The sequence below is a fragment of the Ningiella ruwaisensis genome (genome assembly GCF_004798935.1).
Lineage (GTDB): Bacteria > Pseudomonadota > Gammaproteobacteria > Enterobacterales > Alteromonadaceae > Glaciecola > Glaciecola ruwaisensis.
Genome location: NZ_RAHT01000001.1, coordinates 692,881 through 708,085, shown reverse-complemented (window position 1 = coordinate 708,085; position 15,205 = coordinate 692,881). Strand labels below are relative to the sequence as shown.

At 41.8% G+C, this 15,205-nt stretch carries 14 protein-coding genes; 10 read left to right on the top strand and 4 right to left on the bottom strand.

What is annotated here, in order from left to right:
- Window position 1: 1 nt before the first annotated feature.
- From D6V41_RS03065 to D6V41_RS03035, 7 genes are all read left to right on the top strand, one after another.
- The gene (locus D6V41_RS03065) at window positions 2–3,742 is read left to right on the top strand and encodes a motility associated factor glycosyltransferase family protein (protein WP_136249975.1); all 3,741 of its coding nucleotides are present in this window, start codon (window positions 2–4) and stop codon (window positions 3,740–3,742) included.
- Window positions 3,735–4,733 carry a UDP-N-acetylglucosamine 4,6-dehydratase (inverting) gene (gene pseB / locus D6V41_RS03060; RefSeq protein ID WP_136249974.1) on the top strand — a complete coding sequence of 333 codons (999 nt, stop codon included), beginning with the start codon at window positions 3,735–3,737 and terminating at the stop codon, window positions 4,731–4,733. The genes D6V41_RS03065 and pseB overlap by 8 nt, the downstream gene beginning before the upstream one ends.
- Window positions 4,730–5,890 (top strand): UDP-4-amino-4,6-dideoxy-N-acetyl-beta-L-altrosamine transaminase, encoded by a 1,161-nt coding sequence (gene pseC, locus D6V41_RS03055; protein ID WP_136249973.1) that lies wholly within the window; start codon window positions 4,730–4,732, stop codon window positions 5,888–5,890. Before pseB ends, pseC begins: the two co-directional genes overlap by 4 nt.
- 27 nt (window positions 5,891–5,917) lie before the next feature.
- Window positions 5,918–6,766, top strand: coding sequence for a pirin family protein (locus D6V41_RS03050; RefSeq protein ID WP_136249972.1), 849 nt, complete (start codon window positions 5,918–5,920; stop codon window positions 6,764–6,766).
- A 98-nt stretch (window positions 6,767–6,864) separates the two neighbouring features.
- Window positions 6,865–7,698: an HAD family hydrolase gene (locus tag D6V41_RS03045; RefSeq protein WP_136249971.1), complete on the top strand. Its 834-nt coding sequence runs from the start codon at window positions 6,865–6,867 to the stop codon at window positions 7,696–7,698.
- Window positions 7,699–7,788: 90 nt separating this feature from the next.
- The gene (locus D6V41_RS03040; RefSeq protein ID WP_136249970.1) at window positions 7,789–8,139 is read left to right on the top strand and encodes a DUF4345 family protein; all 351 of its coding nucleotides are present in this window, start codon (window positions 7,789–7,791) and stop codon (window positions 8,137–8,139) included.
- Window positions 8,140–8,147: 8 nt separating this feature from the next.
- Entirely contained in the window at window positions 8,148–8,390 is a 243-nt protein-coding gene (locus tag D6V41_RS03035; protein WP_241664401.1) for a fructosamine kinase family protein, read from the top strand.
- A 112-nt stretch (window positions 8,391–8,502) separates the two neighbouring features.
- Here D6V41_RS03035 and D6V41_RS03030 read toward each other — a convergent pair whose 3' ends face one another.
- Window positions 8,503–8,700, bottom strand: coding sequence for a hypothetical protein (locus D6V41_RS03030; RefSeq protein WP_136249968.1), 198 nt, complete (start codon window positions 8,698–8,700; stop codon window positions 8,503–8,505).
- 248 nt (window positions 8,701–8,948) lie between these two features.
- Here D6V41_RS03030 and D6V41_RS03025 point away from each other — a divergent pair, with 248 nt between their 5' ends.
- The 3 genes from D6V41_RS03025 to D6V41_RS03015 all read left to right on the top strand — a co-directional run bounded on the left by D6V41_RS03025 (window position 8,949) and on the right by D6V41_RS03015 (window position 13,263).
- Window positions 8,949–10,418, top strand: coding sequence for a sigma-54 dependent transcriptional regulator (locus D6V41_RS03025; protein ID WP_136249967.1), 1,470 nt, complete (start codon window positions 8,949–8,951; stop codon window positions 10,416–10,418).
- Between the two features lie 143 nt (window positions 10,419–10,561).
- Window positions 10,562–11,887: a sensor histidine kinase gene (locus tag D6V41_RS03020; protein WP_241664400.1), complete on the top strand. Its 1,326-nt coding sequence runs from the start codon at window positions 10,562–10,564 to the stop codon at window positions 11,885–11,887.
- Window positions 11,884–13,263 carry a sigma-54-dependent transcriptional regulator gene (locus tag D6V41_RS03015; RefSeq protein ID WP_136249966.1) on the top strand — a complete coding sequence of 460 codons (1,380 nt, stop codon included), beginning with the start codon at window positions 11,884–11,886 and terminating at the stop codon, window positions 13,261–13,263. The genes D6V41_RS03020 and D6V41_RS03015 overlap by 4 nt, the downstream gene beginning before the upstream one ends.
- A gap of 257 nt (window positions 13,264–13,520) precedes the next feature.
- Here the strand turns inward: D6V41_RS03015 and vapC are convergent, their stop codons facing one another.
- The 3 genes from vapC to D6V41_RS03000 all read right to left on the bottom strand — a co-directional run bounded on the left by vapC (window position 13,521) and on the right by D6V41_RS03000 (window position 15,044).
- A complete protein-coding gene (gene vapC, locus D6V41_RS03010; RefSeq protein ID WP_136249965.1) occupies window positions 13,521–13,916 on the bottom strand; it encodes a type II toxin-antitoxin system VapC family toxin in 396 nt (131 codons plus the stop codon).
- Complete coding sequence (locus D6V41_RS03005; protein WP_136249964.1) at window positions 13,913–14,107, bottom strand: type II toxin-antitoxin system VapB family antitoxin; 195 nt, start codon at window positions 14,105–14,107, stop codon at window positions 13,913–13,915. Before D6V41_RS03005 ends, vapC begins: the two co-directional genes overlap by 4 nt.
- Before the next feature lie 139 nt (window positions 14,108–14,246).
- Window positions 14,247–15,044, bottom strand: a complete 798-nt coding sequence (locus D6V41_RS03000) for a MerR family transcriptional regulator (protein ID WP_136249963.1) — start codon at window positions 15,042–15,044, stop codon at window positions 14,247–14,249.
- Window positions 15,045–15,205: the final 161 nt, after the last annotated feature.

Here is a 15,205-nt window from a genome sequence, read left to right as displayed (position 1 = left end):
AATGCTAAATGATATAAGACTTCATCTAAATAAAAACGAAAACAAACAAAATGCGATAGAAGCTCAATTATCAAAAGCTTTACAGCAGCGCTATTCCAAAAATATAGCCGCTTTTGATTCATATATTCCTAACATTGGGGCACAACTGCGTGCTCGACACTTGCAGTCTATGCAGCTATTCGTCGATAAGAACGCGCAAGTTAATCTCGTGAATATTTCAACGGGAAAGACCTTTTACCATCTAGACGTCGATACGGAGATCCAAAAGCAGCTAAGCAATTATTCTCAGCACAGTTGTTTGCTTAATTTGGATAAGCCTGGTCAAAATATTGTCATTGAAGGAGAAGACTTTGATGGCTTTAAGACGTATTGCAACAAACTCAGTGAGCATATTGCTCAAAGCCAGATTGACGCGCTTGTAATGCTCGGCTTGGGAAAAGGTGCACATGTTTCTTCTCTGGTAGAACAGACTTCGCCACAAGTACTTATAATTTATGAACCGAGCTGGGATGTCTTTCAGGCATCACTTTTCGCAATAGACTGGCAGGGACTTCTTGAAGTGGCTAACGCTCGAAACCTGCCGATTTTTTTACAAGTAGGTAAAGACGCCAGCGATTTGGCAAATGATATTGGCGAGCTTAGAACGGCCATATCAGTTAATACGGCACTTATATACAAGCACTACAACCATCCTGTATTCGACGCCATCATGCAACTTGGTCGTTATACGCACTTTGACTTGCTGGCTCTACAGGGCCAAAAGATCACAGCCTCGCAGCAACAGGTGAACTTTGAGCACATAATTCAAACCTGGACGCCTTCGTTTGACATCGCACAATGGGAAAGTGTTAAACAAGATAATGAGGCATTTCAAGAAAATTTAGAGGCATTTGGTCAATACTTTCCCGATATTCATAGCAAGTTTGAAAACTATGAATCGCGCTATTGGCAGGTAATTAAACATAAACGCAGTCAGGCAATTAATCTGTTTCATGTAGCGTCTTGCACTGTTTTAAATAGTGAAACAGCGAAAGACTCCGCCTCTTTATTGGCACAGCATTATGCAAATCATCCGAATCAGGATGGTTTAATCTTTGGCTATAATAAGCAAAAGTTAAAGTTTTATTGTCACAATACCTTTATTGAGCGAGCAGCCAATATTTTAAAAGGGCTTGAGAGTGAAACTGCAAGCTTATCAAAAGACATCAAATCATTAGTGATTTTCGGCACTGAAAGCGGCTATATCGTAAATCATTTGCTTAAGACACATAAGGTAGAAAATCTTTTTATCAGCGAGCCAAATCCAGACTTTTTCTACGCATCCTTATTTGCCATCAATTGGCGAGCCATTTTCGAAGATATCGATGCGAGCGAGCGCCGAATTTACATTAATGTTGGGGAAGCAAGTTCCCAGCTATATGCAGATATTAATGCGCAGTTTATGGTGCTTGGCCCTCATTTACTCAACGAGACTTATTTTTTGCAGACTTATCAAAATAGTGTGCTGGATTTAGTCATCAAAGACGTGCGAGATCAATTGCGAATTACTTTTTCGCTCAGTGAAAATATCGATCATGTGATTTACGGCATGACGCATACGCGACATGCCTTGGCTCAAAAAATTCCGGTGATGGCAAAAGATGCCCCTAAACGCCTGAGCAAAGCAACGCGTAATTTACCCCTTTTTATTGTTGGAAACGGCGCGTCTTTAGACAATACCATCAATGAGCTTATTCAAGTACGCGACAAGGTATTAGTAGTAAGTTGCGGTACTGCGTTACAAGCGCTCTACCAATATGGTGTAACGCCAGATTTTCATGCAGAGGTGGAACAATGTCGAGCCACATTTGACTGGCCATCCCGTATTGCGGATTTTGATTACCTTAAAAAGATTACACTCGTGAGCATCAACGGGATCCATCCAGATACCTGCGCCCTTTATAAAAATACGCTGATGGCGTTTAAGGCAGGCGAGTCGTCGACCTTATCCGCTTTTGCAATGTTGGGTAAAGACTTTAGCAATAAAACCTTTGCTACCCTTAAAACCGCTTTTCCAACGGTAGCAAATCTGGCGCTTAATTTCTTTTTGGAATTAGGATTTAACAATATTTACCTGATGGGAGTGGATTTAGGCTTTGTGGATTACGACAAACATCACAGCGCTAAATCAGGTTACTACGAACAAGGCAAAGAAATCCTGAATTATCGGGCAAGCGTGGATAAAGGCTTACCGACATGCGGTAACTTCAGAGATACAGTCTATACCAAAGCTGAGTTTCATATTTCCCGGTTAATACTCGAGCAAACGCTGAGCGCTTACAAAGCAGATTGTTATAACTTGTCAGACGGCGTATTGATAAAAGGTGCAAGCCCCTTAGCAAAAGAAGATGTGTTCATCATTAACGATGACATTCCTCGCGAGGCGCTTGAAAAAGAGCTAAATAATGCATTTATTACCATTGGTGGAGACATACACCATATGTACGAAGAAGCATTTAATCAAACAGCTTTTACAGAGCAACTTTCCAAGCTCCACCAAATTTGTCTTAGAGATATTGCACAACCAAGCGATATTCATGAAATGATTGAAGATTGCAGAGAACATCTGCACAATTCGATACGCCGACACAATTCGTTTTTTGGTTATTGGTTTTTCGGTAGCGTTAATTATTTTTGCGCAACGCTTGGCAAAACCTTGCAAGCTAGTAATGAACTTGAAGCTATTCAAGCGGCAAATCGAATAAGGGACGCTTGGTTACTACTCTTAAACGATATTCAATCGCTCGATTTTACATGTGATTCACTATTGGATTCGGCCACTTCGTTTCCGGAAAAAAGGGAAAAAGTCCTGTACCAAGCAAACCCAATTAATCTTGTTTGTAGTAATCAGGATTTACTATCCTACATCGAAGCTTGTCTACCATCATTTGTTGAAAAAACAGATTCATTCGATGCTTTTCAGGACTTAAGCAAGGCCAAGCGGCAAGCTAGGATAAACAATGCACCAACCATAATTTTGTTAAGCACAATTGCTGAAGTCTTATCGCTTAAACAGCATGAAAATGCACTGCGAGAGCTAACACACCACTCCAATCTTATGCTGGTGTATACAAACGCGAAAATCCTTCCTTTTTTAGAAAATTTTGTAGCCGAGCTTAAATTAAGCAAAGGACGTGAAAGAGCGATTGATTCAGAAAAGCTCTGTCTGTGCTATATCACGCTCACACCATACTCTGAAAAAGAAGATAGCGCTTATCAACGCGCGTATGGGATCAGGGCTCCTCTTTTAGACAAACAAATTGCGGTGGATTTTCTCCTTGCCCGCGCAGCTGATATCGAGCGATATTCGCATATTTTTTATAAACCTCGATTTGATAAAAGTGGCTCAGATTCTGCTAGGTTAAGTTTTGAAGAGGCAAGTAGTCGCGCTTCTGACGCAGCTACCAGTTTAAATAGCGCGCGCACTAAACCTTATCGCGACAACTTTAATAATGGCGCAACCGATTATTTGGGCCATGTATTTTCGTCACTATTAAGTAAAGCTTATGCTTATAATTTTTACCCATATATTGGCTTTTGCGAGGAAAAACATGGGCAAACCATCGTTGATAGTCTAGCCAATAGAGGTTTACTCGTCAGTAGAGCGCTCGAGCCATTTGAATTGCTTGGTAATTGGTACAAACAAGATAAGGCGCAAGAAATTCGACTGACAAGTTGTAAGGAGCAAACAATCAGTGTTTGACAACAAAAGTATTTTTATCACAGGCGGAACGGGTTCGTTTGGAAAGCGATTTATTCGTCACATTCTTGATAACTACAAACCAAAACGATTGATTGTATTCTCAAGAGACGAGTTAAAGCAGTTTGAAATGCAGCAAACCTTTAATCAAAAATGTATGCGCTACTTTATAGGCGACGTGCGCGATAAAGACAGGTTGCTCACAGCAACAAAAAATGTTGATTATGTGGTGCATGCAGCCGCTTTAAAACAAGTCCCGGCTGCGGAATACAATCCGAACGAGTGCATCAAAACCAACATTAACGGGGCGCAAAACGTCATCGATGCATGTATCGCAAATGGCGTACGAAAAGTCATAGCCCTTTCAACCGATAAAGCCGCCAACCCTGTTAATTTATATGGTGCAACCAAGCTTGCTTCTGACAAACTCTTTGTTGCGGCCAATAATATAGCGGGTGCAGATGGCCCTATATTTTCGGTAGTGCGCTATGGCAATGTGGTTGGCTCTCGTGGTTCTGTGGTGCCTTTTTACCGCGATTTAATTCAAAAGGGAGTGAGTAAGCTTCCGGTCACTCATGAAGGTATGACTCGATTTTGGATCACGCTTGATGAAGGTGTGGATTTTGTATTAAAAAACTTTGCACGTATGCAAGGTGGCGAAATCTACGTGCCTAAAATTCCCTCCATTCGAATTCTGGACTTGGTAGAAGCGATGACTGGAAAGCGAGAGTATGAGCTAATAGGCATTCGCCCCGGCGAAAAACTTCACGAAGTGATGGTACCTGCAGAAGTTGCGCATCAATCCGTCGAGTTTAATGACCACTTTGTGATTACCCCGGCTATCAAATTTTCGGGACTTGACGTCAATTACGAGCAAAATGTTTTGCTTGAAAAAGGCAAGTTCGTAAGTGAACAATTTGAGTATCATTCGGGTACAAATCCGCATTTCTTATCAATTGAAGAATTGGTTGAACTGGATAAACAAACCTTATGATCTCTGACGCTAAGATCCCCTATGGCAAACACAGCATCAGTCAAACAGATATTGACGCTGTCGTTGAAGTCTTAGAAACGCAATATTTAACGCAAGGTACGCAAGTCCCCGCCTTTGAAAAGGCCATTTGTGACTATGTTGGTGCCAAGCATTGTGTTGCGGTAAATAGCGGTACTTCTGGTTTACATGTGGCGTGTTTGGCTTTAGGAATAGGCCAAGGTGATATTGTATGGACATCGCCCAACTCGTTTGCGGCTTCTGCAAACTGTGCGCTTTATTGTGGCGCAAGCGTTGATTTTGTTGATATCGATCCGCTTTCGCGGAATATGTGCCCCATCAAACTGGAAGAAAAACTACATTCAGCTCAGCAATTAAACGCACTTCCAAAAGCTATTGTTGTGGTACATTTTGCTGGCGCGAGTTGCGATATGCAAACCATTCACGCGCTTTGTGCTCCTTTAAATATTGCTGTTATTGAAGATGCCGCACATGCTCTAGGCGCTACTTATCATAACAAGCCTGTGGGTAACTGCGAGTTCTCTGACATGGCGGTATTTAGCTTTCATCCAGTAAAATCGATTACTACAGCAGAAGGTGGTGCGATTGTTACCAACAAGCAAGCACTGGCAGATGCGTGTGCGCTTTTTGCAAAACACGGTATCACTAGAGAGTTAGATAAAATGCAGGGCGAGCCGCACGGCCCCTGGTACTATCAGCAGTTAGTCTTGGGCTACAATTATCGATTATCCGATGTTCATGCGGCGCTTGGCATAAGTCAGTTAAAACGCTTGGATGACTTTATTGCGAAGCGAAGAGCAGCTGCAGACTATTATGTTAAAAAGCTACGTGACTTGCCTGTTCAGTTACCGTTATCAACTTCACCTGATTCAAGTGCCTGGCATTTGTTTATGATTGAGCTGAAAGCGCACGATCGACCGCAGATTTTCAAACAACTGCATGAGCATAACATTGCGGTTAACGTCCACTACATTCCAATCCATTGTCATCCTTACTATCAGTCTCTGGGATTTAAAGCGAATGACTTTCCCAATGCACTATCGTTTTATGAAAATGCAATTACACTTCCTTTGTTTGCCGATTTTCAGCAAGAGGAACAAGATAAAGTTGTGTCTGTGTTAAAAGACTTGCTAAAGTAACTAAAAATCCAATAAAGCTTAGCGCACATGGCAAAACGACTTGCTGGCAAACAACATGAACTAGGTGGCTTGGTTGTCACGCGAATTCTGCCGCATATTGAGAAAAAAATGGTGGGGCCATTTATTTTTTTTGATCATATGGGGCCCACTGAATTTGAAGCCGGGCAGGGAATTAATGTTCGCCCCCATCCGCATATAGGCTTGTCCACACTCACTTACCTTTTTACCGGTTCTATTTTGCATAGAGATTCACTGGGCAACCATCTGGAAATTTTTCCAGGCGACGTGAACTTGATGACAGCAGGAAAAGGTATAGTGCATTCTGAAAGAGAAACTTTCGAAGTGCGAGCCAACCCTCATTCCATAGATGGCCTGCAGTGCTGGGTCGCATTACCAGCGCATATGACAGAGCTTGAACCAAGCTTTCAACATGTTAAAAAGGCGCATTTACCCACCCTAACCAAAGAAGGCTTAATGATGCGTTTAATCGTAGGAGAAGCCTACGGGATGAGCTCTCCGGTCAAAACGTATTCACCCATGTTTTACCTGGATATTGCCGCTTGTGAAGGCAGTGAAGTATCGCTTCCTTGCTCAAATCAGGAGGCAGCGCTTTATGTGATAAGCGGTGAAATAACAATTGGCGATAAAACTTATACAAACGGCGATTTTATATTGTTTGAGTCAGAAGATGCCTTTTCATTTGAGCAAGCGGGCCGCGTGGTCTTACTTGGCGGTGATAAATTCGAAAAAGCGCCTCACATTACCTGGAATTTTGTCGCATACGATAAAGCAAGAATTGAGCAAGCTATTGAAGACTGGCGCTCGGGCAAATTTCCTCTTGTACCGGATGACAATAAAGAGTTTATTCCTTTTTGAACTTCATTCATCCACTGGTCACTTAAATAAGTAATCGAAAGCACCTCAATATGCGTAGCCATCAGTAAGCATAGTTACGGCAAGAGGCGCTTTAGTTCGTGGAACTCATTTTTTTCGATTTAGACGGTACTTTGCTGAATAAAGCATCTGAATTGACCCCATTCACGCGCGAAACCCTGACTTTATTGTCAAAAAAAAATGTCGCCTACAGTATTGCGACCGGGCGGACGATGTTGTCTGCCCAGTCCGTTTTATCCGGTCACCGTTTTAATTTACCTCATGTTTTTAATAATGGGGTGACGGTTTGGGATCCGAAAAACAACTTTGTGTCTTTTGATAATTTGTTATGTGCCAGTGAAATATCAACCATCATTGAGTGCGCGTTAAAAGAAAAAATCGCGCCTTTTGTTAATACTATCGTCAGGCATCAAAATGGGGATATTGAACATCATATTTATCATGGGCATTTGCACCATCACATCGAACAAAATCTGGTTGATAAGTATCTTGCCAAAACAAGCGCGAATCTTCAGCCACTCTCGTCCTTACCGGAAAACAGTCAAATTACCAATATCAGCATGATTGGCGATGCGAAGATCATCAAAAAGATTTGGCAATATTTAAATGAGTTTGACAGTTTAATTGCGTATTCAGGTCCGGCGACGGAGGGCGACCATTTTAGTTGGATGGATGTCCATCACAAACTGGCTAACAAGGGCAGCGCAGTAGAAAACCTCAAAAAACAGCTCGGGGCAAGCAGCCTGATTTGTTTTGGTGACAGTGACAATGATTTGAGCATGTTTTCACTCGCCGATGAGGCCTATGCAACGGCCAACGCAAAACCTTCAATAAAAGAATCAGCCAGTGCAGTCATTGGTCATCACGATGAGGATGGTGTTGCGCATTTTCTTCGAGAGCGATTTTCGCTTTAAAACACCTATTTAAAGGCATCTTGCTTGAAGGCAGTGCATGTCTGGATAGCGTTTTAACACACTTTAAAAAATAAAAAGGAGAGAAAATAAATGATTGATTATATTAATATTGCCATGGCGATTTTCAGCATCGTACTGGGCTTGGTGGGATGGCTAAAACCCGGCTATACCATGAATACTCTCGATTTAAAGACCGGAAATTCGGTGATGGGAATTTCTGAGATCCGTGCAGCATCCGGGGCGCTGTTTGTTGGCTTAGGCCTTGGCGCCATGTTTTTAGGTTCAGCGCATGCTTACGCTATGATTGGCTTTGCCTGGGGTGGCGCATCCATCGGTAGGCTTACTTCAATCATTTTGGACGGAGCAACCCGCAAAAAATGGGTGTTTTTTTTGTGCGAGATTGCGGTTGGGATTATTCTGATCAGTATTAATCTTCTCTAGCGATTTTATTGCTTATTGATCCTGCAATTTATTATGGTGACAGAGAGGTGGATATTGCCATGACGGAGCTATTTGGTGGTTTTCTCTCAGTCTTTTATGAGAGCTACAACGCGCATGCTCCCCTCAGTGACCTTTATCATATTAAAAAACACATCTACAACCTTTATCACAATCTTAATCATTTGAATCTTTTCGGAGAGGCTTACTTGGCGTCATGTCGCCAGAATATTGCAAAAATAGAGCAATACTAAATTATTTGATAGGAATCATGCAGCGAGAAACCTCAACTGCATGGCAGTAATGTGTAGCTGAGGAATATTGCGATACAAATTTCGCGACGCAAGTTTCCTTAATAAATAGGTTTTAGCTACGTAAAGCTTGATACTCATCATCAAGTTGCAGCGAATAGTAAATAAAATGACCGACAAAACCAAAAACCAAGGATAAGACTACCCATTTTGCCCGTTTGTTTTTATTGATTAGCACTCGGCTTGTTGCGGCTTTTATTGCAAACGTAATGTGCATAGAAGCGAATAGAAACAACATAAAATACTCGAACATAAACTGACTCCGCATTGATTTAACGAGATGTATTTTACCCTATCGAAATGCGGAATACGCAAAAATTGGTATCGATTTTATCGTCGCTTTAAACAGATTAAATAGATGTTGAAGGACCGCGATACTTGCACCTTTTAACGCCTTCCATGCCTTATGTTTTTCATTATAGGTATTTAGTAGTATGATTACGTATAGGTTTTGGGTAATATCCCACGAATAAAAAAAGAATATGGAAATAAGCGTAAGCAATGAGTGATATCTTGATCATCAGCGACAATCAGACTCGCATTGACCACCTTAATATCATTTTGACCTTTTTAGGTGAAAATACACGTCATACTGGTTATGCAGACTGCTTGAAAATTATCGGTAAAGGAGATAACTGGTCTGCGGTACTTATTGATGGTGAAATGCCCGAAGTTGCTGAAGACGTGATAGAAAAATTTCCTGAAGTTCCTTTTATTAATATTGGCTTTCAACTAAGTGGCGAACGAGAGTTTAAAAACCTACTTGGCTCCTTATTTGAACCTGTTACTTATCCAAATCTGACTGAGCTTTTACAAAAAAGTCATGATTACTACACCGCCAATCGACCTCTGGATACTCTTGTGTCGGGTAAAACCAAACTTTTCAGAAGCTTGGTTGGAAACAGTCGCGGCATTACTGACGTGCGTGACTTAATCGAGCAAGTTGCCCCGGTAGAAGCAAACGTGCTGATTTTAGGTGAATCAGGTACGGGCAAAGAAGTGATCGCGCGAAACGTTCACTACATGTCCAAGCGTCAAAAGGGGCCATTTGTGCCGGTTAACTGTGGCGCTATTCCCGGTGATTTGTTAGAAAGCGAATTGTTTGGTCATGAAAAAGGCGCCTTTACCGGCGCGATTAGCGCCCGTAAAGGCCGTTTTGAAATGGCAGAAGGTGGAACCCTGTTTTTGGACGAAATTGGTGATATGCCTTTGCAAATGCAGGTTAAGCTTCTTCGCGTTTTACAAGAGCGGATATTTGAGCGGGTAGGTGGCACAAAGACCATGCAATGTGATGTGCGCATTATTGCTGCCACTCACCGTAATTTAGAAGACATGATTGCACAAGGTAAATTCAGAGAAGATTTATTTTATCGCTTAAACGTATTTCCAATTGAGTCGCCGGCACTGCGAGAGCGGGCTCAAGACATCCCACTTTTACTTCAAGAATTGGCTTCGCGACTTGAAAACAGCAAACAGGATGCTGTGCGATTTACCCAAAGTGCCATGCGTTCATTAATGGCTCACGACTGGCCGGGTAACGTTCGAGAACTATCGAATTTAGTGGAAAGGCTTTCAATACTGCATCCTAAGCAGGTGATTGATGTGGAGCATCTACCACACAAATATCAATATGATGATGATGGACAGCAACAGCCGCTTGCGGCAGCGCAACAGGATGAAAACGCCGAGCGCGACGCCATTACTGCGATGTTTAAATATGCTGAAGCGAATCCTATTAGTACGGATGCGAATTTACCCACTGCTTCAGATACACAGTTGCCGAACGATGGCGTGAATCTCAAAGAATACCTTTCTGACCTGGAAATAAGCCTTATTCGTCAAGCGCTTGATAAACAGGATTGGGTGGTGGCTCGCGCAGCAGACCAACTGGGTATGCGCAGAACCACGCTTGTTGAAAAAATGCGTAAGTACGAAATTGTTCGTCAGAAAGAAACCGACGAGAGCGAATAACAAACCGGCTTTATAGCTTCAAAATGCCATCATTTTGACAGCGTCAAAAAATCAGTTTAGCTTAAGTTGTTGTAAATAATAGAAAAAATGTTGGCATATAGGATGCATTACTCCACGTAATCGTGAATTAGAGTATGCAGTATATGTCAACATTATCATTCAATGCCCACGAAGGCCTTCATCAACAAGGTAAAACGGTTAGCTATACAATGGCACCGTCTATTCGTGACGTATATGCTCAACGCACGGCGCTTGATAAAGCCAACAATCCATCGACTGAAGACAGTTCGCATAATCCCAATCGATTTTCTCATTTGGTGTCTATCATGCCTGCTGGCGTGGTTGTATTGGACCATCGCGGGATTATTACCTTGGCGAATCAGCAAGCCAGTAGCTTGCTCGACGAGCCGCTTGAGGGCGAATTATGGCGGGATGTTATTCATCGTGCCTTTACGCCAAAAGCTGACGATGGTCATGAAGTGTCTATGCGAAATGGGAAGCGCGTCAAAATTGATATCTCTCCTTTGACAGAAGAAAAAGGTCAGTTGATAGTGATCACTGATTTGACTGAAACACGACAGCTTCAGTCTCGCATGAGCCACATGCAGCGCTTATCGTCGCTTGGAAAAATGGTGGCATCTCTCGCGCATCAGGTTAGAACACCGCTTTCATCTGCCATGCTTTATGCAGAAAATATCAAAAGCGTTCAGCCTAATGATTCAATGTCTTCAAGGTTTAGTGAAAAGCTTATTCTGCGTTTAAAAGACTTAGAAGCGCAAGTTAACGATATGCTGCTCTTTGCCAAAAGCGGAGACAATCAAATCGTCAAATCAATGACAAGTTCTGATGTGATAAATGCCAGCGTGCATAATCTGGAGGCTCAGTTTGCACAGGCTAACACTAAATTGAGTGTTACAAACAAAGCCAAGAATGCGCCGCTATTATGCAATATTACTGCTTTGTCAGGCGCAATAGGTAATTTGCTTGGCAATGCTTTACAAGCAATAAGCACAAATCAGGCAACAACGGATACTCTTGATAGCGCCCGCAAAAACAGTAATAAGGGTTCTCAAGCCCATGTTGAATTGACGGCTAGTGAAGTCAGCTTTGAAAACAAGCCTTTTATCAACTTTGAAGTTAAAGACAGCGGTCCGGGGATATCTGAAGAGGAACTGCAGCGGATCTTTGAACCTTTTTATACAACCAAATCGCAAGGTACCGGTTTAGGTCTGGCCGTTGTCAAAACCGTTGCTCAGTCACACAAAGGTTTTGTGAAGTGTCAAAACCGAAGTGATCAACAAGGTGCGCAATTTAGCATATACGTGCCAGTTGCGTCACAAATGACATCGCAAGTCGCATTTCAAAACACAAACGTTGAGCAACTTAGCGCAAAGCGTACACAAAAATCAAGGCCAGATACCGCCGAACAAAACCCATTTGAAACAAGCAAGCAAGGAGTCAGAGCATGACAAAAACCAAAGTTCTTATCGTAGAAGACGATCACGGATTACGAGAGGCCTTAGTGGATACTTTGTTGCTTGGTGGCTATCAAGTCACTCCTGTTGAAAGTGCCGAATCTGCCATGATTAAACTGTCTGAAAATGAATTCGATCTGGTAGTGAGCGATATTCAAATGCAGGGAATGGACGGTTTGTCGCTTTTAAAAAGTGTCAAAAAGAAGTATCCAAAGTTGCCAATGATATTAATGACCGCTTATGCCAATATCAACGATGCCATTCAGGCGATGCGGGACGGGGCAACAGACTATTTGTCAAAACCGTTTGCACCGCAGGTGCTGCTTAATTTGGTGGGACGCTATGCGCCAGCACAGCGTGTTGAATCAACCAACCCCGTAGTGGGCGACGAAAGCAGCATGAATATGTTAAGTCTCGCTCGAAAAGTCGCTAAATCAGATGCGACGGTTATGGTGCTTGGTCCAAGTGGTTCAGGTAAAGAAGTGATTTCGAGGTATATCCATGATCAGTCGAATCGAAACGAATGTCCATTTGTGGCGATCAATTGCGCCGCGATCCCGGAAAATATGCTTGAAGCCACCTTATTTGGTTATGAAAAGGGTGCCTTTACAGGCGCTATCCAAGCCTGCCCTGGTAAGTTTGAACAAGCGCAAGACGGCACGCTGCTTTTAGATGAAATCACTGAAATGGATTTAGCCTTACAGGCTAAATTGCTTCGTGTGTTGCAAGAGCGTGAAGTAGAGCGTTTAGGCGGACGCAAAACCATTTCCTTAAATGTACGCGTTATTGCAACCAGCAACCGAGATTTAAAAGAGGCGGTAGCGCAAGGCAAATTTAGAGAGGATTTATACTATCGGTTAAACGTGTTTCCAATTACCTGGTTACCGCTTGCTCAGCGCAAAGGCGACATTTTGCCTTTGGCAAATCACATGATTGCTCGCCACAGCAAGCAGCAAAGTATAGCAATAAGTGAGTTGACGCCCTCTGCTCAGCATAAATTGCTAAGCCATGCCTGGCCGGGAAATGTCCGAGAATTGGAAAACGTGATCCAACGTGCTCTCATTCTGGCAGAAAACGGCATCATTGATGCCAGCGATTTATTAATAGAGCCCGCTGAATCCATTTTTGAAACCGCAAAGTCAGGTTTTTCAACAACACCTGCATTTTCTGCTCAAGAGAGCAGTGAAGATGCCGATAAAAAGTTATTAGGTTCAGAGCTTAAATACCAGGAGCATCAAATTATATTGGATGCGCTTCAGGCTTATAACGGAAAACGTAAAGACGTTGCCGAAAAGCTGGGTATCAGCCCACGAACCTTACGATACAAGCTCGCGAAAATGCGCGAATCAGGTATCGAAGTACCCAATTAAAGGTTTTTGTAAGCAGAAGGATATGGATGTCGATCCCTATTGCCGCTCTAATTTGGAGCGGCTTTTTTTTAGTTATTACTTGTGCTTATAATTTTTTTAGACGCAATTTGATAAATTGAATTAAAAGTCCGACTAAACTAGACATTGCCTGATACTCGATAGGCATTTCAGTAACGTAATATTGCTACCGAAACTATTGCTACAACCGTGTTACCTTCGTTCGCTAGATTTTTTTTAAAATTATAGTAATTGAAGTTTCAGAACAAAACCGGCTTCAACTTAAGATGCTTTACAAACGGCATAAAATCACGGTCGGTAAATAGCAAAGAAATGTGTTGCTGGATGCAGAAAGAGGCGATGATCACGTCATTTGTCTTTCTAATCGTGATCCCTTTTTTTCGTAGTTTTCGATAGTTTTGCGCGCTTTTCAAAGCAAGACCGTGATTTAGCATTGAATGTTGCTCTAAAAGAGATAACTTACTTTTAACCGTTTCAAACTGTTTGTCATCTTTTATTCCCTGCAGAATCTCAAGCAAAATCAAATCTCCCATCGCGACAGTGCCATCCAACAGGCACTGATCGAGAAGGTCTGTCTGGGTATTCATCGTTCCGTTTAAATAGTCAACCCAGACACTAGTATCGGCAATAATCAACCGCTTTCTCTCATTTCATCAAGGTTACCTTCCCAATCAATTTTTCCCCTCAATGTCCTTATTGACTGCTGTTTTTTTCGCTCTATTAGTAGCTTTAAGCCTTGTTCAACAACATCTTTCTTAGTCTGAAGGCCAGTCGCTTTTATTGCCTGCGCCATTAAATCATCATCAATAACAATATTAGTTCGCATAAAGCACCTTGTGTATAAATTTTATTTTTATACACATAATAGTTTCGTTTTGTAGCATCTACAAGTTTATTTATTTGCAACTAAAAAAGACGTAGGTACAAGTATGCGAATAATAAAGTCAAGTTTGAATCAAAAGATGTCACTTCAATAGGGCATACTTATCTTCATTGCCTTTCAAATAATGCTCGGCAAAATAGTCCATGGCATCAAAATAATGTTCTGCCATGCCTTGTTGATAAGTTTCATAAATATCGACGACGACTTCGTCTTGTCTGCCTTCTTCGTTGCAGGCTTTTAATAAGGCGTAATTCAAGCCTTCAAAATTATCAACGCTTTGATAGTACATGCGATTCATCATAACGTAAGCTTCTTCCATGAGTTCCTGCACCTTTTTATCGTTAACAGGGAGATGCGTTACTTTTAAATAGCGTTCTGTCCACTCATCAGCAACATGCTTTAAGGCATGAATGTCATCATCAGAAATTTTGCCGTACACCTCTAAAACCTTCTCGCCAGTTTCATGCTCCTTTATATCAGATTTCCACTTTTTGACTTTAGCTGATGGTAAGCCTTCAAAAAGTACATCCAAATTTGCTTCGCCTCTTGCTATTTTCATAGATACCTCGATTCGTTCAATCATTTTCTCAGTGTCATTTCGACGTTTTGTTAGTAGTTGGTGCTGCTTTTGCAGAACGCTGAGCAAGTCGAAGTCATCAGCTTGGATGATGGAGGCAATCTCATCTAAGGGCATATCCATTTGTCGATAGACGATGATTTGTTGCAGAAGAGCAGCATCATAATTTGAGTAAAAGCGATAGCCATTATTATCTCTTTTGGCTTTGAGTACGTTTTTCTCGTCGTAAAAATGCAGTGTTCGCACACTGACACCACTTAACTTACTTAACTGTCCTACGCTGTATTTACCTTTATCATTCATTTTGTAACCTGATTAACCCAGTCTTTTTCTACTAACGGTTTTTCTCTATTGAGAAAACCATCATGAAGTATCACCTTGCGTGAGGGTCAAACTATATTTGTAAAAAATTTTTTTAAGCTCGTCTATTTATTTACCAGCAAAGCTCATCCTGCAAGCCTTTG

Coding starts and splice junctions, on each gene's coding strand:
- D6V41_RS03020 (WP_241664400.1), top strand. CDS start 10,562: ATGTCAACATTATCATTCAATGCCCACGAAGGCCTTCATCAACAAGGT.
- D6V41_RS03000 (WP_136249963.1), bottom strand. CDS start 15,044: ATGAATGATAAAGGTAAATACAGCGTAGGACAGTTAAGTAAGTTAAGT.
- D6V41_RS03065 (WP_136249975.1), top strand. CDS start 2: ATGCTAAATGATATAAGACTTCATCTAAATAAAAACGAAAACAAACAA.
- D6V41_RS03015 (WP_136249966.1), top strand. CDS start 11,884: ATGACAAAAACCAAAGTTCTTATCGTAGAAGACGATCACGGATTACGA.
- D6V41_RS03050 (WP_136249972.1), top strand. CDS start 5,918: ATGGCAAAACGACTTGCTGGCAAACAACATGAACTAGGTGGCTTGGTT.
- pseC (WP_136249973.1), top strand. CDS start 4,730: ATGATCTCTGACGCTAAGATCCCCTATGGCAAACACAGCATCAGTCAA.
- D6V41_RS03030 (WP_136249968.1), bottom strand. CDS start 8,700: ATGTTCGAGTATTTTATGTTGTTTCTATTCGCTTCTATGCACATTACG.
- D6V41_RS03040 (WP_136249970.1), top strand. CDS start 7,789: ATGATTGATTATATTAATATTGCCATGGCGATTTTCAGCATCGTACTG.
- D6V41_RS03005 (WP_136249964.1), bottom strand. CDS start 14,107: ATGCGAACTAATATTGTTATTGATGATGATTTAATGGCGCAGGCAATA.
- D6V41_RS03025 (WP_136249967.1), top strand. CDS start 8,949: ATGAGTGATATCTTGATCATCAGCGACAATCAGACTCGCATTGACCAC.